The sequence below is a fragment of the Nocardia flavorosea NBRC 108225 genome (assembly GCF_001613385.1).
Classification (GTDB): Bacteria; Actinomycetota; Actinomycetes; order Mycobacteriales; family Mycobacteriaceae; genus Nocardia; species Nocardia flavorosea.
In genome coordinates this window covers 288,413-314,332 of the sequence record NZ_BDCG01000016.1, presented here as the reverse complement: position 1 = coordinate 314,332, position 25,920 = coordinate 288,413, and the positions used below count along the sequence as shown (strand labels likewise).

Sequence of the window (25,920 nt, the reverse complement as noted above, 5' to 3'; positions counted from 1 at the left end):
CGGGCCACGGCCGGGCCGCCGAGGTGGGCGATTCGGCGTGGGTGGTCGTGCACTACCGAGGCAACTGATGCTGCCTCCATAGCGTGACTGGTCCGGCGAAACTCGTCAAGTGCCCGTGCCGACCTGGCGGTCTGCCGGATCGCCTGGCGCACTACAAGATCAGCGGCAACGGCTCGCGGCACGCGCCGGCGGTGCCGCGGATGCACCGTGGAGGCGGCAAAAGAAAGCGCGCCGGGTGCGAAACCCGACGCGCTGTTTCTCGCCAGCGAGCTGATCAGACCTTCGGGTACTGCATGGTGTCGAAGTCCGAGCCCGGGAAATCGTTACCTTGATCACCCGCGCCGACCTGCTGCCCTGAGTTGTAGGACATGACCATCGTCTCGTCGGCCTCGTCGAGCGATTCGCGAATGGCGGACTGCGCGGCATGCGGCAGGGTGTGCATGATCTCGCGCACCCGGTTCTTCCGCCGTTGGACGGCCTGCCGCACCGGCATACCGGGCTCCGCCTTCATCTGCGGGATGATGCCCTCGACCTCTTCGGCCCCACCGTGATGGTGTCCGGCGTCCACGAGCGCCTGCTCGCGCGCCATCTGGGCTTCGTCCTTCTCCTCGGACATACCGATGGGCCCGATCATGCGACCGTTGAGGAACTGCTTCACCACCGGCTCATCGCTGGTCAGCAGCACCTCACGGGGACCGAACATCACCAGCTGGCGGCGGAAGAGCATGCCGATGTTGTCGGGCACCGTCCGCGCGAGGTTGATGTTGTGCGTCACGATCAGGATCGTGGCGTCGATCTGGGCGTTGATATTGATCAGCAATTGGCTGAGATACGAGGTTCGCACCGGGTCCAGGCCCGAGTCGGGCTCGTCGACCAGGATGATCTGCGGATCGAGCACCAGCGCGCGGGCCAGACCGGCACGTTTACGCATACCGCCGGAGATCTCGCCGGGCAGCTTGCCCTCGGCGCCGAGGAGGCCGGTCATTTCCAGCTTCTCCATGACGATCTTGCGGACTTCGGATTCCGATTTCTTGGTGTGCTCGCGCAGCGGGAAAGCCACGTTGTCGAAGAGATTCATCGAACCGAACAACGCACCGTCCTGGAACAGCACGCCGAACAGTTTGCGGATCTCGTAGAGTTCCTTGTTCGAACAGGTGGTGATATCGGTATCACCGATGAAAATGGATCCGCGCTCCGGCCGCAGCAGGCCGATGAGCGATTTCAGGAATACGGACTTACCGGTACCCGACGGGCCCAGCAGCGCGCTGACCTCACCGGCAGGCAGGGTAAGAGAAACGTCCTGCCAAATCCGCTGTGAACCGAACGACTTGGTTGCACCCTCGGTCCTGACCTCGACGCCCACGCCAACCTCCACATTTCTCAGCGAGCTACCCACTTTGCACCGCTGACCCGGTAGCGGTGCGTCACGTCACAGTGGGTCCGGCCACTGTAACCCATGGGACCGCGGTAACACACCCGACCTGACTGAAGAGTAACCATCACGGAAGGTCCCGACACCGCAGAATCGCGGTTAACCAGCAAACAACAAAATGGGCGGCTCCCGCAGGAACCGCCCATTTCTGATGCTGCAGCGTGGGTGAGTCAGGACCCGAGGCGACAGTGAAGTATCACCACACCGGACCCTCGCCTACGCTCAATAGCCACAGCTCGGAATTACTTGACCGAAACCTTGGCGCCGGCAGCTTCCAGCTTCTCCTTGGCAGCGTCGGCGGCATCCTTGGCGACCTTCTCCAGGATCGGCTTCGGGGCGCCCTCGACGAGGTCCTTGGCTTCCTTCAGGCCCAGGCCGGAGACGATCTCGCGGACCACCTTGATGACCTGGATCTTCTTATCGCCGGCACCCTCGAGGACGACGTCGAACTCGTCCTGCTCCTCGGCGGCCTCGGCGGCGGCCGGGGCGGCACCCGCGGCCGCGACGGCGACCGGAGCAGCGGCGGTGACCTCGAACTTCTCCTCGAACTTCTTCACGAAGTCCGACAGCTCGAGCAGGGTCATGTTGCCGAAGGTTTCGAGCAGCTCGTCAACGTTGGCCATTGTTGTTTCCTTTCGATAGTGAATGTCTGTGCGGGCGAGCCGGGATCGACCGTTCCGCGGGAATTGCGGACCTCAGCGGAGTCTCCGGCTGTTTACTCTGCGGCGGCTTCGCCGCCGGTGGCCTGCTTCTTGTCCTGCAGCGCGGCGGCCAGGCGGGCCACCTGCGAGGCGGGAGCATTGAACAGGCCGGCGGCCTTGGCCAGGTTGCCCTTCATGGCACCGGCCAGCTTGGCCAGCAGAACCTCGCGGGACTCCAGATCGGCGATCCGCTCGACCTCGGACACGGACAGCGGCGCACCGTCCATGTAGCCGCCCTTGATGACCAGCGCCTTGTGATCCTTGGCGAAGGTCTTGAGCGCCTTGGCCGCCTCGACGGGTTCACCGGAGATGAACGCGATCGCGGTGGGCCCGACGAACAGATCGTCCAGACCCTCCACACCGGCCTCGGCCGCTGCGCGCTTCACCAGGGTGTTCTTGGCGACGGAGTACGTGGTGTCGGCACCGAGCGCACGACGCAGTTCGGTGAGGGCACCGACGGACAGGCCACGGTATTCCGTGATAACTGCTGCCGTCGAGCCCTTGAACTGCTCAGTGATCTCCGCGACCGCGGTAACCTTCTCGGGTTTCGCCATACTTCGCCTCCTCTCTGATGTCGGTTCGGGATTGCCCTACCGCATCAGGGGCCGGCGAAAGAACAAGCGCCCCGAACGCAGAGCGTTCCGGGGCGCGAAAGAGTATCCGGCACAGCGACGAATCCTGTGCTCACTACCGGCCTCGGCTCTCCCTGCGTGGGCCGCCGGCACTCTCGCCGGACCTTCGGCCGATTCCATCCGGGATCGGCAGACCTACGGTCTTCGGTAGAACAGATTGGGTGGTGTCGAACTGGTCGACAACCTCGGAAAGGTTACCTGATAGGACACTGTCCTGGCAAAACGGGTTGGCTGCCGGCCGGATTCCACCCGCTGGGTCCCGCCGCCTGGTCGATACCCCGAGACCGCCGCCCGTCCCGTACGCGCGGTGAGCGCGACCGGGGTAGGCGATCACACAGCCAGGAAACGAGAACGGCCGGCCCGGAAGTATTCCGGGCCGGCCGTCGGTCGTTGGCGCCTTGGCTGCCTTACGCTGTCGCGTCCTCCTCGAGGAGGTTGCGGGTGCGGTTCGGGTCCACCGGGATGCCCGGTCCGGTGTTCGTCGAAACCGTCACCTTCTTGACGTAACGCCCCTTGGCCGTCGACGGCTTGGCACGCAGGATCTCGTCCAGCGCGGCACCGTAGTTCTCCACCAGCTTGCTGTCGTCGAAGGACGCCTTGCCGATGACGAAGTGCAGGTTTGCCTGCTTGTCGACGCGGAAGTTGATCTTGCCGCCCTTGATGTCGTTGACCGCCTTGGTCACATCGGTGGTGACGGTACCGGTCTTCGGGTTCGGCATCAGGCCGCGCGGGCCGAGGACGCGCGCGATCCGGCCGACCTTGGCCATCTGGTCGGGGGTGGCGATCGCGGCGTCGAAGTCCAGCCACCCGCCCTGGATCCGTTCGATCAGATCCTCGGCGCCGACGGCGTCCGCACCGGCAGCCTCGGCCTCGGCGGCCTTCTCGCCGGCCGCGAACACGATGACGCGGGCGGTTTTACCGGTGCCGTGCGGCAGGTTCACCGTGCCGCGGACCATCTGATCGGCCTTACGGGGATCCACACCGAGCCGCACGGCGACCTCGACGGTCGCATCGGTCTTGGTGGTGGCGGTCTCCTTGGCCAGCCGCGCGGCGGCCAGCGGAGAGTACAGCTTGTCGCGATCGACCTTCTCGGCCGCGGCGAGATACGCCTTGCTTCGTTTTGCCATGTTTCTCTGTCCGTTCCTATCGGCGGCCTTCTGGGGGCGCCCCGTGGTTACGCAGGCTTTCCGCCGTCGCTCAGGCCGCAGGTTCGTGGTTCAGCCGTGGTTACCGGGCCTGGCCGGCCCTCCCACCGAATGCTGCGCTACCGCTTCCGGTGCTCAGCCTTCGACAGTGATACCCATCGAGCGCGCGGTTCCGGCGATGATCTTGGCCGCCTGATCGATATCGTTGGCGTTCAGATCTTCCTGCTTGGTCTTGGCGATCTCGCGCACCTGGTCCATGGTCACCGTGGCGACCTTGTTGCGGTGCGGCTCGGGCGAACCCTTCTGCACACCGGCAGCCTTCAGCAGCAACTTGGCGGCGGGCGGGGTCTTCAGCTTGAAGTCGAAGGACCGATCCTCGTACACCGAGATCTCGACCGGCACCACATTGCCGCGCTGCGATTCGGTCGCGGCGTTGTAGGCCTTGCAGAACTCCATGATGTTGACGCCGTGCTGACCGAGCGCCGGGCCCACCGGCGGAGCCGGGTTCGCCGCGCCGGCCTGGATCTGAAGCTTGATGATCCCGGCGAGCTTCTTCTTCTTGGGGGGCATCTTTCTTTCCTAGTTGTGTGGTGTTCCTTGCGCTCTGCAAGGTCCGGCCCGGGACACAACCGCCCCGGGAGGCACAGGCGCCGCCGCTAGATCTTGGCGACCTTGGTGAATTCCAGCTCGACCGGCGTCTCGCGACCGAAGATCGAGACCAGCACCTTGAGCTTCTGCTGTTCGGCGTTGACCTCGGAAATGGTAGCGGGCAGCGTCGCGAACGGGCCGTCCATCACCGTGACCGATTCGCCGACCTCGAAATCGACCTCGATAGCCGGTTTGGCCGGGGTCTCGCCGGCGGTCTCCGGCGAGGTCGCGGCAGCAGCGGGCGCGGGCGCCTTCTTCTGCTGGGAGACCGGAACCAGGAATTTCACGACTTCGTTGATGGTCAGCGGCGACGGGCGCGAGGTGGCACCGACGAACCCGGTGACACCGGGTGTGTTACGCACCGCACCCCAGGATTCGTCGTTCAGATCCATCCGGACCAGGATGTAGCCCGGCAGTACCTTGCGATTGACGCTCTTGCGCTGACCGTTCTTGATCTCGGTGACCTCTTCGGTGGGCACCTCGACCTGGAAGATGTAGTCCTCCAGATCCAGGTTCTGCACACGGGTCTCGAGGTTGGTCTTCACCTTGTTCTCGTAGCCGGCGTAGGAGTGGATGACATACCAGTCGCCGGGAGCACGCCGCAGCACGGCCTTCATCTGCTCGACCGGATCCGGCTCGTCTTCCTCGGCGGATGCGGGTGCGGCCTCGTCGGCAGCCTCGGGCGCGGCATCGGACGCCGGCTCCTCGACGTGGACAGCGGCCTCCTCGGCCGTCTGATCGTCGACCGGGAACTCGTCGGTGGTGTCGTTCTCCGGGGTGCTCACTGGGCACTCGCTTCCTGTGTCGTCACGTGCATCCTCTGCGTGCCGGGTTCGGGCGCGGCGGTTTTGTCTGGCGTCCGGCCCGCGGGCGCGGATCGGGGCACCGGCGCCGATATCGCCTGGCTAGCCGAACAACCAGTCGACACCCTTGATGAACGCCAGATCCAACCCGCTGATGAACGCGACCATGAAGACCACGAACACCAGAACAACGGTCGTATAGGTGATCATCTGCTTCCGGTTGGGCCAGATAACCTTCCGCAGTTCCGCGATCACCTCACGCAGGAACTTGAACAAACGCTTGAACGGATTCCGGGACTGCTCCCGATCGGCTCGGCCGGACTTCTTCTCGTCCTTACGCGCGGGCCGATCTATGGTCGCGATCGAACCGGTATCGGACGCGCCCGACGTGGCGGACCGACCCCGCCGAGCGGAGCGCTTTCCGCTCGGCCGCTGCGCGGCGGCGGTGTCATCCCGCTCGTCGGTCACGTCGATCCTCTCTCATCGCCGGGCATCCAGGGCAGGGGCGACAGGACTTGAACCTGCAACCTGCGGTTTTGGAGACCGCTGCTCTGCCATTTGAGCTACGCCCCTTCGGCCGAACCGGACACTTGCGTGCGAGCCGGCCACACTGCGGTATTCAATTATCGGTGCTGTGGTCACACAACACGCGCGCCGCTCCGGCAGATGCCGGCCCCGTCGGCGGGACCGGTTCGACCGGCTCGACCCGAGCCTACTCAGCCGGTGCGGCCGATGCTCGAGAACCCCGCCTGGAACCAGCCTTGCAGAGCAGCGCGCATCGGCTGGTGACCCCAGAATCCCGAGTGTACGGCACGGCTGGCCGCGGAAGCCAATCCGGGGCGCTCGACCAGGTCAGGACAACTGGACGGTGGCCGTGGCCCGGCCGAAAATCTTGCGTCCACCGGATTTGGCCACGATGGCGATCACCGCGGTCCGGGTTTCCGGATCGACGGATTTGATCTTGCCGGTGAACTCGACCTCGGCCGGTTCGGTGGCACTCACGAACACCGGACTGGTGAACCGGACGTTGTACTCCTTCACCGCGCCCGGATTGCCCAGCCAGGAAGTGACGAATCCACCACCCAGGCCCATGGAGAGCATGCCGTGACCGACGCAGGTCTCCAGATCCACCAGCTTCACGACCTCGTCGCTCCAGTGGATGGGGTTGGCGTCGCCGGAGACACCGGCGTAGTTCACCAGATCGCCGCGGGTGAGCCGCACGATCCGGGCGGGCAGTTCGTCGCCGACGGAGACGTCGTCGAACGAACGCGCGAACCGGGTGGCCACGGACTTCTCCGCCGCGGGGGCCGGCGGGGCCGGGTGCGAGCGGGGCGTGTGGTCGGGCATCGAGGCTTCCATCCCGTGCATCAGGACCTTGCGCACGGCCTCGTTGAGGTTGGGATCGATATCACCGCCGCTGCGGCCGACCAGAGTGGTGTAGGTGGTGAGCACCACCTCGTCGTGCTGATCGGTGACGATGTTCTTGGTGACGATGATGTCGCCGCCGAAGGCCTGGCGGAAGGAATGCAGATAGACGTCGCAGGTCAACCGGTCGCCCACCACGATCGGGCGGTGGAACTCCAGGATCTGGTCGGTCTGCATGATCTGACTCAGGTCGTAGCCGGTGACGACCGTCTCGAAGAGTTTGCGCTGCGCCAGGATACCGACGAGAGAGATGAAGGTCACCGGGGCGACCAGACCGTCGTAGCCGTACTCCAGCGCGATATCTTCGTCCCAGTGCACCGGGTGGCTGTCCTGTACGGCACGGGCGTACTCGCGGACTTTCTCGCGGCCGACCTCGTAGTAGTCGTCCACGCGGTAGTGGTGACCGACCATCGCGGCCGCATGGGCGGCGGGATCGAACTCCGCTTCCATCGCGGCCACTTCGTCTGTTCCGGTGTTCGTTGTCACGGGAGGACTGTACCTATCTGACCCCGCAGCACGGAGTCTGCTTGGCGGCTGGACGTCAGTCCAGTAGGTGGTAACCGGCGTAGCCGAGAGGGAGACCGCACAGCCGCCCGACCAATACCGCGGCCCGTTTGGGACCACGAACGGGCGGAGGACACACCCGAGAAGGAATCATAACTGTAGCGAGTCGAACAGGCGCGTCACGGCGCGGCGATCACGACGATGCGAAACCGCATATCGTCTCGATCGGCGTCACCCGGTCCGCCCCGGCAGTCGAGGCGCCACTGCCGGAGCGGTGACGCCTCATACCAGGGTCAGCGGGATTCGCGATGGGCGCGGTGCGTACCGCAGTTCGGGCAGAACTTCTTCAGCTCCAGCCGATCCGGGTCGTTGCGCCGGTTCTTCTTGGTGATGTAGTTGCGATGCTTGCACTGCTCGCAGGCCAAGGTGATCTTTGGCCGGACATCGGTGGACTTCGCGGCCACGATATGCCTTCTTTCCGGTCAACCAGAGGGTCAATCAGTATGGGTAGCGATGGCCGGACTCGAACCGGCGACACAACGATTATGAGTCGTTTGCTCTACCGCCTGAGCTACACCGCCTTATACGCCATCTGCGACGGCGACGTCGCGGCTTGGAGTGCCGAGTCGGACACCACCGGCAATCCGGCGAGCCCCCTAACGGAATCGAACCGTTGACCTTTTCCTTACCATGGAAACGCTCTGCCGACTGAGCTAAGGGGGCGCGACTTCTCCGCAGCGGAACCGGATGATCTCCTGCCCGTTGCCTCGAAGACTTGAACGAGAGTACACACTTACCGCCGACAGCACCAAACCGGGTGGTCAGAGCATATTTTTCGGTTGTCACAAACGATGTGCGGCGCGGCCGGAAACGACGGAGCCCCCACCGGATTTCACCGGCGGGGGCTCGTGGTGGCAGGTGTAGGATTCGAACCTACGTAGGCTTTCACCGACAGATTTACAGTCTGCTCCCATTGGCCGCTCGGGCAACCTGCCTGGAACCGCACCCGGCGATCTCGCGATCACTTTTCGAGTGCGGTGAGCAGAATACAACGTACCCACACCCGGAACGCAAACCGGCTGGCCAGATCGCCCGATCGACCGAAATCGACACGATCGCCCGGCCGGCGCGTGTGGACAGGGGCACAGTACCGACCGAGCCTGTGCAGGGTCCTCTGCGTGATGACGCCGCGCTGCCTGCTCCGTGGTCCGACCCGCTCATGCTGTGCCACTTCGCGAACGGGGTAGCTTGCGTAAGCATTCAGGGTGTCCAACAGCGAACAGGAGCGCAGTGTGGCCGATTCATCATTCGATATCGTCAGCAAGGTCGAACGGCAGGAGGTCGACAACGCGCTGCATCAGGCCGAAAAGGAGCTGAACACGCGCTACGATTTCCGGGGAACAGGCGCGGGCATCGAATGGTCGGGCGAGGACAAAGTGGTGCTCACCGCCGAATCCGAGGAGCGCGTCAAAGCCGCGCTCGAGGTGTTCAAGGAGAAACTGATCCGCCGGGATATCTCTCTCAAAGCCTTCGATGCCGGCGAACCGGTTGCCTCGGGCAAAACCTATAAGGTCACCGGCTCGCTCGTACAGGGCATCGACGCCGAACATGCGAAGAAGATCTCCAAGAAGATCCGCGACGAAGGCCCGAAGGGGGTCAAGGCGCAGATCCAGGGCGACGAACTCCGCGTGACCAGTAAGAAACGCGATGATCTGCAGGCCGTGATCTCGCTGCTCAAAGGCGAGGATTTCGGAATCGCGTTGCAGTTCGTGAACTACCGCTAGAGCGTTCAGCGCCGCCCGGCCATCTGTTCCAGCCGTGCGATCCGGTCCGACATCGGCGGATGAGTGGAGAACAACCGGGCCATCCGATCACCGGCCCGGAACGGGTTGGCGATCATGAGATGCGATTGCGCGGTGAGCCGGGGTTCGGGCGGCAGCGGCGCCGCCTGTACCCCGCGCTCCAATTTGCGTAGCGCCGAAGCCAGAGCCAGCGGATCACCGGTCAGTTCCGCACCCGATTCGTCGGCCTGATACTCGCGGGAACGCGAAACCGCCATCTTGATCAGCCCCGCCGCAATGGGCCCCAGCAGCGATACCAGCAGCACGCCGATGAAATTCGGACCGGAACCGCCCCGGTTGCCGCCGAACGCGGCCGCGAAATAGGCGAAATTCGCCAGACCGGATATCACCGCCGCCATCGCACCGGCGACCGAGGAGATCAGAATATCCCGGTTGTAGACGTGGGAGAGCTCGTGCCCGAGTACCGCGCGCAATTCGCGTTCGTCGAGAATCTGCAGAATTCCGCTGGTACAGCACACCGCCGCGTGACGCGGGTTACGCCCGGTCGCGAACGCATTCGGCGCATTCGTCGGACTTATGTACAGGCGCGGCACGGGTTGCCGCGCGGTGGTCGCCAGCTCCCGCACTATGCGATAGATCACCGGCGCCTCGAGTTCGCTGACCGGCTGCGCCCGCATCGCTTTCAACGCGAGTTTATCGCTGTTGAAATACGCGTAACCGTTCACCGCCACGGCCAGTAGCACCGCGATCACCAGAATGGTCGTGTTCCGGAACGCTGCGCCCGCCAGCACGATGAGCGCGGAAAGACCGACCATGAGCCCGAACGTTTTGAAACCATTCGCAAACCCGTGCCCGTGCATAGCACTCCTGTATAGGTAACGCGCTCAGATGCGCGAATTTCGGCCAGAACCGCTACACGGGCTCAACGATCGAGTCTGCGCCGGAGTTCCGGCGTCCACACTCCGCGTCCGGCCGAACCGGTTCCGGCCGGACAATGCGGGCGGCACCGAACAGGCCCTGCCCGGCGGGGCCTGGAGTTCAGGGATACACGTAACGGGATCCGGCCACTCGATACCCGAGGCAACCGATGGGGGCGCCGCGTCGAGCGAGACGCCCGAAGGGGTACCTCCGCCATGACCCGCGCGAGCCGGCGCAACCAAAATCGGGCTCAGCCGACCCGCTCGGTCGTGTACTGAACCAGCCGCACCAGGGCATCGTTCGCCGGGCCCGCGGGCAGTGCCTTCAGTTCCGCGTGAGCGATATCGCTGTACTCCCGCAGTTTCTCCCCGGCCTGTGCCATCCCCGGGGAACGACCGAGCAGTTCCAGGGCTTCGGCCACCTCCTCGTCCGATTCGAGGGGATGGTCCAGCAGGGTGCGCAAGCGGTCACCCTCGGGGCCGGGATCCCGGAGGGCGTACAGGACCGGGAGCGTATGCACACCTTCCCGCAGGTCGGTGCCCGGGGTTTTACCCGACTGCGCGGAGACCGACGAGATATCGATGATGTCGTCGGAGATCTGGAAGGCGGTGCCTACCGCGTCACCGAGGCGGGCGAGACGTTCCACATGATCGAGATCGGCGCCGGAGAACGTACCGCCGAAACGGCCGGAGGCCGCGATCAGCGAACCCGTCTTCTCCCAGACCACCTTCAGGTAGTGCGCGACCGGGTCGGCGGCTTCGCGGGCGCCCATGGTTTCACGCATCTGGCCGGTGACCAGTTCGGCGAACGTCTCCGCGATGATGCGCACCGCGTCCGGGCCGAGAGTGGAGGTGAGACGGGAGGCGTGGGCGAACAGATAGTCACCGGCCAGGATCGCCATGCTGTTACCCCAGCGCGCGTTCACACTCGGCGCGCCGCGCCGCATGGTGGCCTCGTCCATCACATCGTCGTGGTACAGCGTGGCCAGATGCACCAGTTCGACGACCGTGCCGGCGGTGATGAGCTCCGGATCGTCGGGGCGCGGGCCGAGCTGGCCGGTCAATATGGTGAACAGCGGGCGGAACCGCTTACCCCCCGCCCTGGCCAGATGCAGCGCGGCTTCCTGCAGGAACGACGCCCCGTCCGACAATTCCTCGACCAGTAACTCCTCCACCCGGTCGAGACCCTCGCGCACTGTCGCGGCGAGGGCGGCGTCGCCGAGGTCCACCCCCGCCACCACCGTGCCGGCTTCGCTCACAGCAGATGTGCTCATACCTTCTCCCAAGGACGCGTCCGACCCCACGGTGATGAACCTAGCGTGTCCATGCCGCAGCGCCCATGAACACCGTCACTGTATTGACCGTACCGCCATCGACATCGCAGACCGCGGCCTGTAACTATTGTCCGCATGGGTGCACCCGAAGCCACACCAGCCGATAGCGACCGGGGGCCGCTGCCCGCACACGTGCAGGTGCTGGTAGTGGGTGCCGGACCCGCCGGTTCCGCGTCCGCGGCCTGGGCGGCCCGGGCGGGTCGCGATGTGCTGCTGCTCGATTCCGCGGTATTCCCGCGCGACAAGACCTGCGGGGACGGGCTGACCCCGCGCGCCACCGCGGAGCTCGAACATCTGGGCCTTGGTGAATGGGTGCGCGCGCATACCGTCAACCACGGTTTGCGGATGACCGGATTCGGGCGCGAGGCCCTGCTCCCATGGCCGGCCGGTTCCTTCCCGACCTACGGCAGCGCCATACCGCGTACCGAGTTGGACGACAAATTGCGCGAAACGGCCGTGAAATCCGGAGCCCGGATGTTCGACGGCACCAAAGTCGCCAGCGTGCTCCGCGACGGTGACCGCGTCACCGGGGTGGCGGTACGCACCGGCGAGCGGACCGTCGAGATCCGCTGCGAAACTTTGATCGTGGCCGACGGTGTCCGCTCTCCGGTCGGTAAACAACTCGGCCGGACCTGGCACCGCAAATACGCGTACGGGGTGGCCGCGCGCGCCTATATCGCGTCCGGGCGCAGTGACGACCAATGGATCACCTCGCATATGGAGCTGCGTAATGCGCAAGGTGAACTCGTCCCCGGCTACGGCTGGGTGTTCCCGCTCGCCAACGGTGAGGTGAATATCGGGGTCGGTTCGCTGGCGACCGAGCAGCGGCCCTCGCATATCGCGTTGAAACCACTGCTGGAGCACTACACCGCGCAGCGCCGCGAAGAATGGGAGCTCACCGGTTCGTTGCGGGCGGTGTCCTCGGCGCTGCTGCCGATGGGCGGGGCGGTCTCCGGTATCGCGGGCCCCAACTGGGTGCTGGTGGGTGATGCTGCCGGTTGTGTGAACCCGCTGAACGGTGAAGGTATCGACTACGGGCTGGAGGGCGGCCATATGCTCGCCGGCCTGCTGGACGAACCCGACCTGACCCGGCTGTGGCCGGATGTGCTGCGCCGCAAATACGGGCGCACGTATTCGGTGGCCCGCCGGATCGCCGGACTGGCGACGCACCCGCGCATGGTGCCGGTCGGCGGCCCGCCGGTGATGCGCTCGAAACTGCTGCAGCGCACCGCGGTCCGGGTGATGGGCAATCTGGTCACCGACGAGGACCTGGACCTGACCGCGCGGGCGTGGCGTACGGCGGGGCGCGCATCGATGCGTTTCGACGAACTCGTGCCGTTCGGGTAGGCGACGATGGCAGCGCGGCCGGTCCCCGAGGATCTGCTCCCGCATCTGCGCCGGGCGCGAGATTTCATCGACCGCGAATACGCACAGCCGCTGGACCTGGACGGGATGGCCGCGGCGGCGGGGGTCTCGAAGTATCACTTCCTGCGCTGTTTCGCCGCGACCTACGGCCGCACGCCGGCGCTGTATCTGGCCGAGCGGCGGATCGAGCGGGCACAGGACCTGTTCCGCGCCACCAATACGACGGTCACCGAGGTATGCCTGCTCGTCGGCTACACCAGCCTGGGGTCGTTCTCGCGGAAGTTCACCGAACTGGTGGGGGTTCCCCCGTCGGAGTACCAGGCGAAATTCGCCGACGGCGCGCCGCGGATCCCCGGCTGTTACGTGTTCATGCACGGTCTGTCCGATCGCCGGCCGGACACCGCAATTTCGGAGAAGCCGCGGCGTTCGGAGCGCGCCTAGGCTCCTCTCATGACCCCGATCATCACCAACATTTCGCTGGTCACGGTGTACGTGACCGACCAGACCGAGGCGAAGAACTGGTACATCGACACCCTCGGATTCGTAGAGACCGCCGACATACAGATGGGCGACAACGGTTTCCGCTGGGTGACCGTGGCCCATCCGGACCATCCGGAACTCGAGGTGACGCTGATGGTGCCCGGCCCGCCGCTGGACGACAACCTCGCCGAGGCGGTCCGGCGCTCGCTGGCCAACGGCACCCACGGTTCGCTGGGGCTCACCACGAAGGACTGCCAGCAGGCATACAAGGAGTTGACGGCCAAGGGCGTGGATTTCGTGCAACCGCCGTCGGAACGGCCCTATGGTGTGGAGGCCGTCTTCCGGGACAACTCGGGAAACTGGCTCGTGATGGTCGAGCCGAAAGAGTTCGACCCGTCCGCCGCGATGGAAGCACCCTGCGAAGAACTCTGAAGTAAAGGCGCCCCGGTCACAGCGTTGGTCGTCGGCGATCCGCAGAGTCGGAACCGGACCGGCTCGCCGCGGCGCCGCACCCTGGGCGCACTCGACGCACATGGGTTGCGGCGCCCTCGGCACCGCTTTCCGCCCGCGATGATCACGGGCGGAAAGCAGGGATAGACCGAAGGCATCGGTAGACGGGTGTCAGGCGTTCGCGCGCTCGGCGAACCATTTCAGGATGAATTTTCGTTCACTTTCCACCACTCGCCGCTGCAGCTGTTCGGCCAGGGGCTCGATGGCGCCGCCGACCAGCGGGACCTTGACCTTCACCGAACCGGAAACCTCCAGTTCCGACCCGTCACCGGCGGGCCGGAGCCGGTAGGTTCCGGTCATCTCCGAGGAGATCGCCGACGAGGTCCCTTCGAAAGTTCCCTCGGCAGTGTCACCGGTCAGCGGCTGCCAGTTGTCCACGCGGGTGACGACCAGATCGCTCTTGAGGACCTTGCGGACGATGCCGGGGATTTTCTCCGGGCGGATCTTCTCGCTCATCGCGAGCCGGATGGTGCCCGGCCCGCCCGGATGGGTCAGGTCGAGCGTGGCTGTCTGCGCGCCGGCGAAGCGGTCGCGCCACAGTTCCTCCCCGGTGAGCGCGGCGTGGAGTTCGGCGACCGGGATCGGATAGGTCAGCGTGAAGCCGAATTTACGGGCCATGAGCGCCCACAGTAGCCGACCTGCCGCACTCACCTGCCTTCCGTTCCTGCGCCGGGCACAGCCGGCGCCACCGCGCCTTCGGCCCCCCGGCGACACGTACACGGCACCCCGCGGCACCGCCCTCGTGCCCGACGACGCCGAACTCACCTACCGGTAACTCGACGCGCGAACCAACACGCATCGGGCCCACCCGGACCCGGACGCCGCGCGCCGGCACGCCCGTTAGGCTGTTGCGGTGCCGCGACCCGAGCGCCGTCTCGGCGGACCGGGGTCTGACCGGCTTTGCCGGCGCGGCAACCGCCGGACGTTCGCCGGCCTCGCCCGGTCGCGAACGCCGACAGGGATCGAATCCGAAAGGAGACAGCGTGCCCGACCAGGCAGATGTGGCCGAGCCGCCCGATCCCGTGCACGAGCTGGAGAAACCGATAGAGCCGGAACCCGCGGATACCGCCCCGGCAGGGACTGTGCCCGCAGAATCCGCACCACCCGATTCTTCGGCGCGGGCCGAGCGGCTGCGGCGGACACGGGTCGGGGTGCTGATCGCCGCCGTTTCGGTAAGCGTGCTGGTGGTGCTGCTCGTACTCGCGGCCTGGCGCAACGATTACCTGATCGAATCCGACAAGGGCGAAACAACCGGTGAGGTGCTGTCCGCGGGACGATTGCGGTCTGCGGTGATGTACGTCACCCCGGACGGTGTGACCCACAATCCCAAAGTGGGCGTGCTGTACCCGACCCACCTGACCGCGGGCGAACGAATCAACGTCGAATACAACCGTGCCGACCCCGACCTGGTGCGGGTGGCCGGCCGCGATGTGCGGGTCGCGATACCGCCGGCGCTGTCGGTACTCGCCACCGTCTGGGCACTGGCGTTGCCCACGCTGTGGCTGCTGTTGCGTGCGGAAACCGGTTCGATGAGTGTTCGCCGGATCTTCGATCCGGTGTCATATCGACGACGCGTCCCGGGATCCCGCGATCCCGCAGACTGACCCGTGTGCGCGTAGCAATCGTTGCCGAGTCCTTCCTCCCGAATATGAACGGCGTCGTGAACTCGGTCCTGCGGGTGCTGGATCATCTGGACCGGCACGGGCACGAGGCGCTCGTCATCGCCCCCGATACGCTGCGCGGACGTCCCCCCGCGCCGCGGCACCACGGCCGATTCCCGGTGCACCGGGTGCCAGCGGTGATGGTGCCGAAGATCAGCTCGTTGCCCGTGGGCCTGCCGCAGCCGGGGATGGTCGGGATCCTGGACGCTTTCGGCGCCGATGTGGTGCATCTGGCATCCCCGTTCCTGCTGGGCGCCGGCGGTCTGGCCGCCGCGCTGCGACTGGACCTGCCCACGATCGCGGTGTACCAGACCGATGTGGCGGGTTTCGCCAAGAGCTACGGGCTGGGGCTGGCCGAGCGCGCGGCCTGGGGCTGGACCCGGCGGATCCATGAGGGCGCGACCCGCACCCTGGCGCCATCCAGCGCCGCGGCGGAGAGCCTGGCCCGGCACGGGATTCCGCGGGTGCACCGGTGGGCGCGCGGGGTCGATGCGGCGCGGTTCACCCCGGCAGCCCGCAACCCGCGATTACGCAACGAGTGGATCGGCGGAAGCGATCGGCTGGTGGTGGGGTTCGTGGGCCGGCTGGCGCCGGAGAAACATGTGGACCGGCTCGCGGTCCTGGCCCGCGATCCGGACGTTCAACTGGTGATCGTCGGCGACGGACCGCAGCGGCCGAAACTGGCCGGGATACTGCCCGGCGCGATCTTCACCGGCGAACTCGGCGGCGACGAATTGGCACAGGCCTACGCCAGTTTGGATGTCATGGTGCACCCCGGCGAACACGAAACCTTCTGCCAGGGTGTCCAGGAAGCATTGGCCGGCGGGGTCCCGGTGATCGGTCCCGACGCCGGCGGACCGCGCGACCTCATCGCCCCGTGCCGCAACGGTTACCTGCTGCCGGTCGCGGAGTTCACCGAACTGCTACCGGGCGCCGTCGCTGCACTGCGCGATCCCCAGCTGCGCGCCAGGTTCGGTGCGGCCGCCCGGAAATCGGTGCTGCATCGCACCTGGCCCGCCCTGTGCACCGAACTCATGGGCCACTATGCCGATGTGCTCGGCACCGACTGCCAACTGTCACGTTCTGCCTGATCACCCGGCCCACAGCAGCACCCGGCCCACAGCAGCACCCGGCCCACAGCAGCACCCGGCCCACAGCAGCACCCGGCCCACAGCAGCACCCGGCCCACAGCAGCACCCGGCCCACAGCAGCACCCGGCCCACAGCAGCACCCGGCTCGCCGATTCCCGAAGAATCGGCGAGCCGGGTATACGGAACGCCCCTCGGCGGCACGCGACCGGCCGGATGGACTCATTCGATATGCCGCGTAGCACGATTCCGATCAGCCCGCGATGTGACAGCAATCAGCTCGACGAGATGACAGTGGCGCCGAGTAGGGTCGGGCTGTGGCGAAAACGCAATCGGTTCGGGCCTCGCTGGACAAGCAACCGCACGAGGTCGCTTCGATGTTCGACGGTGTGGCGCGACGATACGATCTGACCAATACCGTGATTTCGGCCGGGCAGGACCGCTATTGGCGGTGGATGACCCGCAGGGCCATCGCCCCGCGTCCCGGTGAGCAGATCCTCGATCTGGCGGCCGGGACCGGCGTCTCCACCGTGGAACTGGGCAAATCGGGCGCCTGGTGCGTGGCCGCCGATTTCTCCCGGGGCATGCTCGCCGCCGGGCGGTTCCGCGCGGTCCCGATGGTCGCCGGGGACGCCATGGCACTGCCGTTCGCCGACAACTCCTTCGATGCCGTGACGATCTCGTTCGGCCTGCGCAATGTCGCCGATATCGATCTGGCGATGCGGGAGATGCTGCGTGTCACCAAACCCGGGGGCCGGCTGGTGATCTGTGAGTTCTCCACCCCGGTGATACCGGTGTTCAAGACGGTCTACATGGAGTATCTGATGAAGGCGCTCCCGCGGGTCGCGCGGGCGGTCAGCAGTAATCCGGATGCCTACGTCTACCTTGCCGAATCGATCCGGGCCTGGCCGAATCAGCGGCAGTTGGGCCGGCGGGCGGCGGACGCGGGCTGGGCCGGGGTGAAATGGCGCAACCTCACCGGCGGGGTGGTTGCTTTGCACCGGGGCTACAAGCTCGGTAGCTGACGTGCGGGTTCATTTTCCTCACAGCTGTGATTTTCGCCGGTGAAGTGGAATGTGATGCGGCGATAACATCGGGCAAACCCCAGGAAACGGCTCACGGGCACCATCGGAGACATGTCCGAGGGATACGGCACGAGCGAGTCAGGCCCGGAGGCGGCAGCGCAGCGTAACCACGCAGGACCCTCGCTCGTGCCCGAGGGATCCGGCACGAGCGAATCAGATCCGGTGCGTGACCAGGCCGGGGCCGTTCCCGATGACCACAGCGGCCGGTTACCCGGCACAACCAGGACGGTGTGCTCGTACTGTGGGGTCGGCTGTGGAATCGAGGTCACCACGACCTCGGATACCACCGGCGCTCCGGTGATCGCCCGGGTCACCGGCGATAAACTGCATCCGGCAAATGCCGGGCGGTTGTGCACGAAGGGCGCTACCCACCTCGAATTGATGCGGGCGCCGGGCCGGATGACCGCCGCGTACCGGCGCCCCGGCCGCGGAACCGAACCGGAGCCGGTGGGGGTGGACGAGGCGGTGGCCGAGGCCGCGGCGCGGTTACGGGCGATCCTGGACGAGCACGGATCCGACGCGATCGCGTTGTACGTTTCGGGGCAGATGTCGCTGGAGGCACAGTACCTGGCCACGAAACTCGCCAAGGGGTATCTGCGGACCGTGCATATGGAGGCCAACTCCCGGCTGTGCATGGCGAGTGCCGGCACCGGCTACAAGCAGTCACTGGGCGCCGACGGCCCACCCGGTTCTTACGACGATTTCGACCACGCCGACCTGTTCTTCGTCATCGGCGCGAATATGGCCGATTGTCATCCCATCCTCTTCCTGCGCATATCGGAGCGGATCAAATCCGGTGCGAAGCTGATCGTGGTGGACCCGCGGCGTACCGATACGGCCGCCCGCGCGGACCTGTTCCTGCAGATCCGTCCCGGAACCGACCTGGCACTGCTCAACGGCCTGCTGTATCTGCTGGTCGAGGCCGGTGATATCGACGAGCAGTTCATCGCCGAGCACACCGAGGGGTGGGCGGCGATGCCGGATTTCCTCGCTGCCTACACTCCGGATCGGGTCGCCGGGATCACCGGCCTGGCCGAGGCGGATATCCGCACCGCCGCGGGCTGGATCGGCGCGGCGGGCGAATGGATGAGCCTGTGGACGATGGGCCTGAATCAGTCCACCCACGGCACCTGGAACACCAACGCACTGTGCAATCTGCATCTGGCCACCGGTGCCATCTGCCGCCCGGGCAGCGGGCCGTTCTCGCTGACGGGACAGCCGAATGCCATGGGCGGCCGGGAAATGGGGTACATGGGACCCGGGCTGCCCGGGCAGCGCAGCGTGCTCTCCCCCGCCGACCGGACATTCGTGGAAACGGCGTGGGGCCTACCACCGGGAACCATCCGCGCCGAGGCCGGACCGGGCACCGTGGAAATGTTCCGGCAGCTCGCGGCCGGGACGATCAAAGCAGCCTGGATCATCTGCACCAATCCGGTTGCCACGGTGGCCAATCGCAAAACGGTGATCGCGGGCCTGGAGGCCGCCGAACTGGTGATCACCCAGGATTCCTACACCGACACCGCCACCAATTCCTATGCCGACCTGCTGTTACCCGCCACTCTGTGGGCCGAGGCGGATGCTGCGATGGTCAATTCCGAACGCACCGTGACCCTGCAGCGGCAGTCCGTCGAACCGGCCGGCGCGGCCCGCCCGGACTGGCAGCTCATCGCCCAGGTGGCGACCGCCATGGGCTTTCCCGGATTCGACTACGTTTCCGCCGCCGAGGTGTTCGACGAGATCCGCGGCTTCGCCAATCCGGCCACCGGCTACGACTTGCGCGGGATGAGCCACGACGAGCTGCGTGCGGGCCCGATGCAGTGGCCGTGCCCGGACTCGGCGCAGCGCCGCAACCCGATCCGCTACCGCAACGACGGAATCCACCCGGCGCCGTTCGTCGACGACACCGGGCACCGGCCACGCCTGGCCTTCCCCACTCCCAGTCGGCGAGCGGTCTTCTGGCCGCGCCCGCATATGCCGCCGGCGGAAATGCCGGATGACGACTACCCGTTCCTGCTCAACACCGGACGCCTGCAACATCAGTGGCATTCGATGACCAAGACCGGCCGGATCGACAAGCTCGGCAAACTGAACCGGGAACCGTTCGCCGAGGTCCATCCCGACGACGCCCGGGAACTGGGGCTGGTCGCGGGCGATCAGGTGGAGATCACTTCCCGGCGCGGCCGCGCCGTACTTCCCGTGCAGATCAGCGACCGGGTCCTTCCCGGCGGATGTTTCGCACCGTTCCACTGGAACGACGAACAAGGTGAATATCTGACCGTCAACGCCGTCACCAACGACGCGGTGGACGCGGATTCGCTGCAACCGGAGTTCAAGGCCTGCGCCGTCGCGCTGCGCCGGGTTGCGCCGGTGGTACCCGTCGAATTGCCCGTGGCCCCCGGCAACCCCGGAGAAACCACGGCGAGTGCCGGGGCCCATCCCCTCGCGGCAGTGCTCGGCCTGGACGCGGCAGTCTCGCCCACCCTCAGCGAAACCGAGCGGATCTATCTCGGCGGATATCTCGCGGCATTACAGTCCCTGCCGGTGTCGGGGCAGCCGATACTTCCGGAGACCGCGCCGCTGTCGCGGCCGAGCCGGTTGTGGGTGGACGGACTGCTGGCCGGTATGTATTCGCGCGCCCGCCCTACGAATTCGCCGGCGGCACCGGAACCATCGAGCCCGGCCGTGACGGTGCTCTGGGCCTCGCAGACCGGGAATGCGGAAGAATTCGCGGCCACCGCGGCGCAGCGGCTCACGGAGTTCGGTTACCGGCCGCGGCTGATCGATATGGATTCCTGCGATCTCGCCGCGCTGGCGGGTGATGTCCTGGTGATCAGCAGTACGTTCGGCGACGGCGGGCCCCCGGACAACGGCGCCGATTTCTGGACCCGGCTCGATGAGAGCGCGAACAGGCTCACGGGTATACGTTTCGCGGTATTCGCCATGGGTGACTCGTCCTACGACGATTTCTGCGGCCACGGCCGGCGGCTCGATACGGCGTTCGCCGAACGTGGCGCAACCCGGCTGCTACCGCGTGTGGACTGCGAACCCGATTTCTCCGGGCCTGGTTCGGACTGGCTGGAAGCGGTGATCGCGGCACTCGGCGGCGCCCCGGAGGGCGACAGCGCCGCGGGCCCCGGCCCCGGCGGCCGTGGGACCGTCGTACGGCCGGGGCGCGCGTTCGCCGGCGCGAATCCGGGTGGGCGAACCGGGTCCGCGTTCGGTGTGGGCACAGCGACGGGTCTGCTGGAGCGTGGCGCACCCGCCCGTCCCCGGCGTCCGGCGCCGACTCCGTTCACCAGGGCACTACCGGTTCCGGCTCCGCTGGTCCGCAACGAGGTGCTGACAGCTCCCGACTCGACCAAGGAGGTCCGGCGGATAGCCTTGGACCTCGGTGATTCGGACGCGCGATACGAGGTGGGTGATTCCCTCGGGGTGTGGCCGAGCAACTGCCCGTCGCTGGTCGGTGAGTTCCTCGACGCGGCAGGTTTGGCGGCGGGGCGGATCGTCACCGCGGGTGATACCGAGATGCCGCTGGAACAAGCGCTGCGGACCCGTTTCGATATCGCCCGGGTCTCCCGGGACCTGCTGGAATTCGTGGCCGACCGCAATCCCAGCAACCGGCTGGCCAAGCTGCTGCGCCGCGATAACCGCCACGAGCTGGCCGGATACCTGTGGGACCGCCAACTGGTGGACGTCTTGCACGATTTCCCGGTCCGCGCCGACCTCGTGGAGTGGCTCGATGTTTTGAAAAAGCTGCAGCCACGCCAGTATTCGATCTCGTCCAGCCCGCTGGTCAACCCGCGAGAAGTGGAGCTGACCGTCGGGATCGTCCGTTACGGCGATCCGCGGGCCGCGGGTTCGGCGGCCCGCCGTGGCGGCGTATGTTCCACCTTCCTGGCCGATCGCGCCGCCGCGGCCGTACCGATCTTCCTGCAGCGCGCCCCGCATTTCCGGCCGCCCCTGGATCCGGGCGTGCCGATGATCATGGTGGGCCCGGGCACCGGTATCGCGCCGTTCCGGGGCTTCCTGCACGAACGGCGCGCGCTCGGCGCCACCGGGAAGAACTGGTTGTTCTTCGGCGACCAGCACGCCGCCCAGAATTTCTACTACCGCACCGAACTCGAGGATATGTTCCGGTCCGGTCATCTCGCGCGCTTGGATCTGGCTTTCTCCCGGGACCAGCGGGAACGGATCTACGTGCAGCACCGGATGATCGAACACGGTGCGGAACTGTGGTCGTGGCTGCGCGAGGGCGCCCACTTCTATGTCTGCGGAGACGCCGCCCGGATGGCCGCGGATGTCGATGATGCCCTGCTGCGGATCGCCCGCGTCCACGGCAATCTCGACGAGGACGGCGCCGTGGCGTTCAAGAAGCAGCTGGTGGCCGAGAAGCGTTACGTGCGCGATGTCTACTGAACTGCTCCCACCGGCACGGCGGGCGGATTCAGCCGGGTGAAATCGGGCAGACGGTAGTACGGGTAGTAGGGGTAGGGCGGGGTGAGTGCGCTGGCCGCGTCCAGCCGCGCGATCTGATCGGTGCCGAGCTGCCAGCCGACGGCGCCGAGATTCTGCCGTAGCTGCTCCTCGTTGCGGGCGCCGACGATCACGGTGCCGACAGTCGGGCGGGAGAGCAGCCAGTTCAGCGCTATCTGCGGCACGGTCCGGCCGGTTTCGGCGGCGATCTCGTCCAGGGCATCGACGACGTTGTAGAGATGTTCCTGGTCCACCGGCGGGCCGGCCTCCGCCGTGCGGTGCAACCGGCTGCCCGCGGGCAGTGGTTGGCCGCGGCGGATCTTTCCGGTCAACCGGCCCCACCCGAGCGGACTCCAGACCACTGCGCCCACACCTTCGGCGACCCCCAAAGGCATCAGCTCCCACTCGTAGTCGCGTCCGGCCAGCGAGTAGTACACCTGGTGGGCGATATAGCGGGTGAGCCCGTGCCGATCGGCAGCGGCCAGGGATTTCATCAGCTGCCAACCGGCGAAATTGGAGGCGCCCAGATATCGGATCTTGCCCGCGCGAACCAGATCGTCGAGAGCGTGCAGGACCTCCTCGACCGGAGTCCGGGCGTCGAACGCGTGCAACTGGAACAGGTCGATATGTTCGGTGCCGAGCCTGCGCAGCGCGGCTTCCACGGCGCCGATCAGCCGGGCGCGGCCCGAACCCGCATCGGACGGGCCGGGTCCGGTCGGCAGGCTTGCCTTGGTGGACAGCAGCAGGCGGTCGCGCCGGCCGCGGATGGCGGCACCGAGCACCTCCTCGGAGGCGCCGCCGGAATACACGTCGGCGGTATCGAACATCGTGACCCCGGCGTCCAGGCTGATGTCCACCAGGCGCCGGGCCTGTTCGACGTCGGTATCCCCCCAGGCGCCGAACAATTCCCCACGGCCCCCGAAGGTTCCGGCGCCGAAGCTCAGTGCGGGGACGACCAGGCCGGAAGCTCCCAGGCGGCGGTATTCCATCTCGACTCCTAATGGGCCTAGAGTGTCATTAACAATCCGGACGATACACCGATCCGCGACTAAATGAAACTGGAGTTCCTTTATGACGCTTGACGAGGCCGGCCCCGGATCCGTCCGCCCCGGCGGGCGCACCGCCCGCGTCCGCGCCGCAGTACTCGAAGCAGCCGGCGATCTGCTGGCCGAACACGGTTTCGCGCGACTCGACCTGGCCGAGGTCGCCGCCCGTGCCGAAGTCGGGAAGACAACGGTCTACCGGCGCTGGCGCACACCGGCCGGCCTGACCGCCGACCTGCTCGTCGATATGGCCGAACAATCGCTATCGCGCGCGGATACGGGCTCGTTGCGCGGCGACCTCGAGGCAAACGCCCGCCTGGTCGCGAAAACCCTTACCGATCCCCGGCAGAGCCGCCTCTTCCGTGCGGTGATCGCCGCCGCGAGCTTCGACGAAGCGGCCGCGGACGCACTGCACCGTTTCTACGATGCGCGGCTCACCGAATGGTCACCGTGCGTCACCGACGCCATCGACCGCGGCGAAGCACCGCCCGGCACCGACGCCCGCGCGGTGCTCACTGCCATTTCCGGACCGCTGTACTACCGCCTGCTGGCCAGCGGCGACCAGATCGATGACCAGGCTGTACGGGGCGCGGTGGAGGCCGCGGTGAACGCGGCCGCGGCCGGGATTTTCGTCCGCACCGGAACCTGATCACCTGCGCGCGGCCGGTCTGCGCGTCTCACCAGAGATGCTCGTAATCGAGGGCCGCAGCCCCGATCAGGCCCAGCCCCAGCAGGACGAAGACGATACGCACCGACAACGGACCATAACTGGTGACCACCCGCAGGATGGATCGGTACACACGCTGGGCCCGCCGGGTGCGCCGGGTCGCCAGCGCGAGCACCACCAGGGGCGGCAGCAGTGCGAGGGCGCAATAAGCGATGACGATCAGCGGCCACACCGACGGCAGCGGGTCCGGGGCCGAGATCAACGCCAACCCGGCCAGATAGGGAATCGCGGTCGGCGCCTGCGCCAGCCCGATGACCATCCCGGCCATACCGAGCAGCCAGGGCCGCCGCCGGATGGTCACTGTCCACGCCGGAGGTTCGGCCTGCGCACCGGCGGGCACGGCGGCGATCACGAGCAGTACGAGACCGAAACCCAAAGCCCCCCAGGTACGGATCGTCGGGGTGAGCTCGAAATCCACCAGATCGGTGAGGAAATCGATCCCCAGCACTGCCAGCAACCCGAAAGTCGTGGTGACCGCGAAAACCCCGGCGATGAAACTCGCCCCACCGGGCACCGGCGATTTCCGGGCGAGCCTGCTGTCCACGACGATCGCCGCGGTAACCCCCACCAGCAGGAGATCGAGCGAATCTATGAACGCGAACCCGGCGAGGGCGAGCAGTAGAGCGATCATGGCGCCGCCAGCCTACGCGGTCACGCACCGGTATCGCGCGCCGCCGGTAACCCCCCTCCATCGTGCGCCGCCGGTAACCCGCCACGGGCACCCGGCGCCGAGAAACCGCAGATGCCTACCTGCGGCCGGCAGAGAAACGCCGCAGCCTCACCGTGCTCCCGCGGGCGCAGCGCGCGGATACGGGTCCGCTTTCGCGGGCCATCGCGGTTGCCTACGGCACGCCACAAGCCCTCGCCGGGGTCTCCCACTCCACCGACCTCCGCGCGGTGCCGTGCGGGAGGCTCCTGATCCGGCGCGGCCGAGCAGCGGCAGTGTCCGGGGTCGATCGACAACAGGATCCCGAGGATTCCCACCGGCGGTGCCCACTCGGGAGGCTTCGGTACGGCAGCCCGGCTCGGCGCACGTCACTACAGTCCCAAGCTCGGCGCACGTCACTACAGTCCCAAGCTCGGCGCACGTCACTACATCGGCAGCAGGCGACGGCCCGCCCCGCAGGAGCGCCGGCCCCACCCCGCGAGCTCCAGAGGGCTCGGGACGCAGACGATCCGCGCCCGCGGATTCCCGAGCACCAAACCCCGGCACGTTGTGCCATCTCGGCCACACGTGCTGCCGAAATCCCCGGCCGCGCCACGTTCCCGGCCGCAGTGATCGACGGGGCTGTGACAGGTGACGGAGCTCGGGTGGTCACACGCCCGACTTACTCCGATATGCCGACTCGCCATGCCGAGGGAGCCAGAAGGGGTCTCGCCCGGTGAACCCCAGCACCCGGTGCAATACCGGCGCCGCGGACCCGATCGGCACGGTCGGGCCGAAGAGGCCGGGGGTGCCCTCGGCGGGCGTGTCCTGCAGGAAGTCCAGGAGAACGGCGAGATCGGAGTCGTCCACCTTCAGTTCCTGGCCGGTGGCGCGCGCCAGATCCCAGGCGTGGACGACGATCTCGTCCAGCGCGACCCGTGCGGTGACGGGCGCCGGCATCGTGACCCCGCCCGCTTCGGTATCCCCGTCCCACGCCGCGGGCTCGCGCCAGGCCTGTGCCAGTGCCCGCAGCCGAGCGGGGACGACAGTGCGCCATTCGGCGGACAGCGCGGCACCGGAACCGAATTCGGGTGCCGCGGACGCGCCGAGTGAATCCTTGGCGGCAGCAGCACGGAACGCTTCCGCCAAACCTTCCACGTGTTCGATCAATGCGCGAACCGGGATATCGGCGGGTGTGGGCGCGTCGAGCTGGGGGTCGTCGATCGCGGTGACGATATCGGCCAGCGCGTCCGCCGCGGGCGACAGGTCGAATTCCGGGTGCATACGGTCTCCTCGATCCAGGGCTGCTGTAGTCCAGACGAGACCGCGGGAACAAACTCATCGGCCGCGCGCCCGGCGACGTTCGGTAATCGGCCCGACCGCCAGCAGCGCCGTTTCAGGGAGCCGGTTCGCGTCGAACCGGCCGCGAGACTTGCCCACTACCCGCGCATCGATCCTGCGCGCCGACTCGGCTGCGCGTCCACGAAAGCCCCGGACGA

Annotated in this window: 24 protein-coding genes and 4 tRNA genes; 9 read left to right on the top strand and 19 right to left on the bottom strand. The window is 66.9% G+C overall.

From position 1 onward, the window contains the following. Window positions 1–274: 274 nt before the first annotated feature. The 13 genes from NFL01S_RS21815 to NFL01S_RS21755 all read right to left on the bottom strand — a co-directional run bounded on the left by NFL01S_RS21815 (window position 275) and on the right by NFL01S_RS21755 (window position 8,285). Window positions 275–1,363 (bottom strand): ABC transporter ATP-binding protein, encoded by a 1,089-nt coding sequence (locus NFL01S_RS21815; protein WP_174555712.1) that lies wholly within the window; start codon window positions 1,361–1,363, stop codon window positions 275–277. A 311-nt stretch (window positions 1,364–1,674) separates the two neighbouring features. Next, window positions 1,675–2,055, bottom strand: a complete 381-nt coding sequence (gene rplL / locus NFL01S_RS21810) for a 50S ribosomal protein L7/L12 (protein WP_033246961.1) — start codon at window positions 2,053–2,055, stop codon at window positions 1,675–1,677. Window positions 2,056–2,147: 92 nt separating this feature from the next. After that, a complete protein-coding gene (rplJ, locus tag NFL01S_RS21805; protein WP_062978060.1) occupies window positions 2,148–2,687 on the bottom strand; it encodes a 50S ribosomal protein L10 in 540 nt (179 codons plus the stop codon). Window positions 2,688–3,172: 485 nt separating this feature from the next. Next, complete coding sequence (rplA, locus tag NFL01S_RS21800) at window positions 3,173–3,892, bottom strand: 50S ribosomal protein L1 (RefSeq protein WP_062978058.1); 720 nt, start codon at window positions 3,890–3,892, stop codon at window positions 3,173–3,175. Between the two features lie 153 nt (window positions 3,893–4,045). After that, window positions 4,046–4,480, bottom strand: a complete 435-nt coding sequence (gene rplK / locus NFL01S_RS21795) for a 50S ribosomal protein L11 (RefSeq protein ID WP_033246964.1) — start codon at window positions 4,478–4,480, stop codon at window positions 4,046–4,048. An 86-nt stretch (window positions 4,481–4,566) separates the two neighbouring features. Then, window positions 4,567–5,343: a transcription termination/antitermination protein NusG gene (nusG, locus tag NFL01S_RS21790; protein WP_062978056.1), complete on the bottom strand. Its 777-nt coding sequence runs from the start codon at window positions 5,341–5,343 to the stop codon at window positions 4,567–4,569. Window positions 5,344–5,463: 120 nt separating this feature from the next. Then, window positions 5,464–5,835 (bottom strand): preprotein translocase subunit SecE, encoded by a 372-nt coding sequence (gene secE / locus NFL01S_RS21785; RefSeq protein ID WP_033246966.1) that lies wholly within the window; start codon window positions 5,833–5,835, stop codon window positions 5,464–5,466. 26 nt (window positions 5,836–5,861) lie between these two features. Then, window positions 5,862–5,934, bottom strand: a tRNA-Trp gene (locus NFL01S_RS21780). Window positions 5,935–6,213: 279 nt separating this feature from the next. Then, window positions 6,214–7,236: a fused (3R)-hydroxyacyl-ACP dehydratase subunits HadA/HadB gene (locus tag NFL01S_RS21775; protein WP_062978214.1), complete on the bottom strand. Its 1,023-nt coding sequence runs from the start codon at window positions 7,234–7,236 to the stop codon at window positions 6,214–6,216. Window positions 7,237–7,583: 347 nt separating this feature from the next. Continuing rightward, window positions 7,584–7,754 carry a 50S ribosomal protein L33 gene (gene rpmG / locus NFL01S_RS21770; protein ID WP_011211653.1) on the bottom strand — a complete coding sequence of 57 codons (171 nt, stop codon included), beginning with the start codon at window positions 7,752–7,754 and terminating at the stop codon, window positions 7,584–7,586. A gap of 44 nt (window positions 7,755–7,798) precedes the next feature. Next, window positions 7,799–7,871: transfer RNA gene (locus NFL01S_RS21765), tRNA-Met, on the bottom strand. A 69-nt stretch (window positions 7,872–7,940) separates the two neighbouring features. Further along, window positions 7,941–8,013 (bottom strand) — tRNA-Thr (locus tag NFL01S_RS21760). A gap of 186 nt (window positions 8,014–8,199) precedes the next feature. Next, window positions 8,200–8,285: transfer RNA gene (locus NFL01S_RS21755), tRNA-Tyr, on the bottom strand. 297 nt (window positions 8,286–8,582) lie between these two features. On the opposite strand from NFL01S_RS21755, the gene NFL01S_RS21750 reads away from it, so the two are divergent. Then, window positions 8,583–9,074, top strand: a complete 492-nt coding sequence (locus NFL01S_RS21750) for a YajQ family cyclic di-GMP-binding protein (RefSeq protein WP_033246969.1) — start codon at window positions 8,583–8,585, stop codon at window positions 9,072–9,074. Between the two features lie 5 nt (window positions 9,075–9,079). On the opposite strand, the gene htpX is transcribed toward NFL01S_RS21750, so the two are convergent. Next, window positions 9,080–9,952 carry a zinc metalloprotease HtpX gene (gene htpX / locus NFL01S_RS21745; RefSeq protein ID WP_062978054.1) on the bottom strand — a complete coding sequence of 291 codons (873 nt, stop codon included), beginning with the start codon at window positions 9,950–9,952 and terminating at the stop codon, window positions 9,080–9,082. Between the two features lie 308 nt (window positions 9,953–10,260). Next, complete coding sequence (locus NFL01S_RS21740) at window positions 10,261–11,283, bottom strand: polyprenyl synthetase family protein (protein ID WP_062978052.1); 1,023 nt, start codon at window positions 11,281–11,283, stop codon at window positions 10,261–10,263. A 135-nt stretch (window positions 11,284–11,418) separates the two neighbouring features. Here NFL01S_RS21740 and NFL01S_RS21735 point away from each other — a divergent pair, with 135 nt between their 5' ends. From NFL01S_RS21735 to NFL01S_RS21725, 3 genes are read left to right on the top strand one after another with little or no spacing between them, the layout of a single operon-like run. Next, the gene (locus tag NFL01S_RS21735) at window positions 11,419–12,690 is read left to right on the top strand and encodes a geranylgeranyl reductase family protein (protein ID WP_062978050.1); all 1,272 of its coding nucleotides are present in this window, start codon (window positions 11,419–11,421) and stop codon (window positions 12,688–12,690) included. Between the two features lie 6 nt (window positions 12,691–12,696). Continuing rightward, a complete protein-coding gene (locus NFL01S_RS21730) occupies window positions 12,697–13,149 on the top strand; it encodes a helix-turn-helix transcriptional regulator (RefSeq protein WP_062978048.1) in 453 nt (150 codons plus the stop codon). 18 nt (window positions 13,150–13,167) lie between these two features. Continuing rightward, window positions 13,168–13,620 carry a VOC family protein gene (locus NFL01S_RS21725; RefSeq protein WP_062978213.1) on the top strand — a complete coding sequence of 151 codons (453 nt, stop codon included), beginning with the start codon at window positions 13,168–13,170 and terminating at the stop codon, window positions 13,618–13,620. A 189-nt stretch (window positions 13,621–13,809) separates the two neighbouring features. Here NFL01S_RS21725 and NFL01S_RS21720 read toward each other — a convergent pair whose 3' ends face one another. After that, window positions 13,810–14,349, bottom strand: coding sequence for a DUF2505 domain-containing protein (locus NFL01S_RS21720; RefSeq protein ID WP_245670820.1), 540 nt, complete (start codon window positions 14,347–14,349; stop codon window positions 13,810–13,812). 431 nt (window positions 14,350–14,780) lie between these two features. Here NFL01S_RS21720 and NFL01S_RS21715 point away from each other — a divergent pair, with 431 nt between their 5' ends. From NFL01S_RS21715 to NFL01S_RS21700, 4 genes are all read left to right on the top strand, one after another. Beyond that, complete coding sequence (locus tag NFL01S_RS21715; protein WP_063916015.1) at window positions 14,781–15,302, top strand: DUF3592 domain-containing protein; 522 nt, start codon at window positions 14,781–14,783, stop codon at window positions 15,300–15,302. Between the two features lie 5 nt (window positions 15,303–15,307). Continuing rightward, complete coding sequence (locus NFL01S_RS21710) at window positions 15,308–16,450, top strand: glycosyltransferase family 4 protein (protein WP_084493062.1); 1,143 nt, start codon at window positions 15,308–15,310, stop codon at window positions 16,448–16,450. Window positions 16,451–16,764: 314 nt separating this feature from the next. After that, window positions 16,765–17,472 carry a demethylmenaquinone methyltransferase gene (locus tag NFL01S_RS21705; RefSeq protein WP_062978037.1) on the top strand — a complete coding sequence of 236 codons (708 nt, stop codon included), beginning with the start codon at window positions 16,765–16,767 and terminating at the stop codon, window positions 17,470–17,472. Window positions 17,473–17,694: 222 nt separating this feature from the next. Next, on the top strand, window positions 17,695–21,948 hold the full coding sequence (locus NFL01S_RS21700) for a bifunctional nitrate reductase/sulfite reductase flavoprotein subunit alpha (RefSeq protein ID WP_062978211.1): 4,254 nt from the start codon (window positions 17,695–17,697) through the stop codon (window positions 21,946–21,948). Here NFL01S_RS21700 and NFL01S_RS21695 read toward each other — a convergent pair. Beyond that, a complete protein-coding gene (locus tag NFL01S_RS21695; RefSeq protein WP_062978035.1) occupies window positions 21,942–22,994 on the bottom strand; it encodes an aldo/keto reductase in 1,053 nt (350 codons plus the stop codon). The genes NFL01S_RS21700 and NFL01S_RS21695 overlap by 7 nt on opposite strands. 82 nt (window positions 22,995–23,076) lie before the next feature. On the opposite strand from NFL01S_RS21695, the gene NFL01S_RS21690 reads away from it, so the two are divergent. Beyond that, entirely contained in the window at window positions 23,077–23,697 is a 621-nt protein-coding gene (locus tag NFL01S_RS21690) for a TetR/AcrR family transcriptional regulator (protein ID WP_062978033.1), read from the top strand. Window positions 23,698–23,725: 28 nt separating this feature from the next. Here NFL01S_RS21690 and NFL01S_RS21685 read toward each other — a convergent pair whose 3' ends face one another. Together NFL01S_RS21685 and NFL01S_RS21675 are read right to left on the bottom strand one after the other, a co-directional pair. Then, a complete protein-coding gene (locus NFL01S_RS21685) occupies window positions 23,726–24,406 on the bottom strand; it encodes a GAP family protein (protein WP_062978031.1) in 681 nt (226 codons plus the stop codon). 684 nt (window positions 24,407–25,090) lie between these two features. Next, window positions 25,091–25,705 (bottom strand): TIGR03086 family metal-binding protein, encoded by a 615-nt coding sequence (locus tag NFL01S_RS21675; RefSeq protein WP_062978027.1) that lies wholly within the window; start codon window positions 25,703–25,705, stop codon window positions 25,091–25,093. Window positions 25,706–25,920: the final 215 nt, after the last annotated feature.

What these genes read in the sequence shown, in the direction of transcription:
- rplL (WP_033246961.1), bottom strand. Translation starts at nt 2,055, where the DNA reads ATGGCCAACGTTGACGAGCTGCTCGAAACCTTCGGCAACATGACCCTG.
- rplJ (WP_062978060.1), bottom strand. Translation starts at nt 2,687, where the DNA reads ATGGCGAAACCCGAGAAGGTTACCGCGGTCGCGGAGATCACTGAGCAG.
- rplA (WP_062978058.1), bottom strand. Translation starts at nt 3,892, where the DNA reads ATGGCAAAACGAAGCAAGGCGTATCTCGCCGCGGCCGAGAAGGTCGAT.
- rplK (WP_033246964.1), bottom strand. Translation starts at nt 4,480, where the DNA reads ATGCCCCCCAAGAAGAAGAAGCTCGCCGGGATCATCAAGCTTCAGATC.
- NFL01S_RS21775 (WP_062978214.1), bottom strand. Translation starts at nt 7,236, where the DNA reads ATGGAAGCGGAGTTCGATCCCGCCGCCCATGCGGCCGCGATGGTCGGT.
- htpX (WP_062978054.1), bottom strand. Translation starts at nt 9,952, where the DNA reads ATGCACGGGCACGGGTTTGCGAATGGTTTCAAAACGTTCGGGCTCATG.
- NFL01S_RS21740 (WP_062978052.1), bottom strand. Translation starts at nt 11,283, where the DNA reads ATGAGCACATCTGCTGTGAGCGAAGCCGGCACGGTGGTGGCGGGGGTG.
- NFL01S_RS21735 (WP_062978050.1), top strand. Translation starts at nt 11,419, where the DNA reads ATGGGTGCACCCGAAGCCACACCAGCCGATAGCGACCGGGGGCCGCTG.
- NFL01S_RS21730 (WP_062978048.1), top strand. Translation starts at nt 12,697, where the DNA reads ATGGCAGCGCGGCCGGTCCCCGAGGATCTGCTCCCGCATCTGCGCCGG.
- NFL01S_RS21695 (WP_062978035.1), bottom strand. Translation starts at nt 22,994, where the DNA reads ATGGAATACCGCCGCCTGGGAGCTTCCGGCCTGGTCGTCCCCGCACTG.
- NFL01S_RS21690 (WP_062978033.1), top strand. Translation starts at nt 23,077, where the DNA reads ATGACGCTTGACGAGGCCGGCCCCGGATCCGTCCGCCCCGGCGGGCGC.
- NFL01S_RS21685 (WP_062978031.1), bottom strand. Translation starts at nt 24,406, where the DNA reads ATGATCGCTCTACTGCTCGCCCTCGCCGGGTTCGCGTTCATAGATTCG.
- NFL01S_RS21675 (WP_062978027.1), bottom strand. Translation starts at nt 25,705, where the DNA reads ATGCACCCGGAATTCGACCTGTCGCCCGCGGCGGACGCGCTGGCCGAT.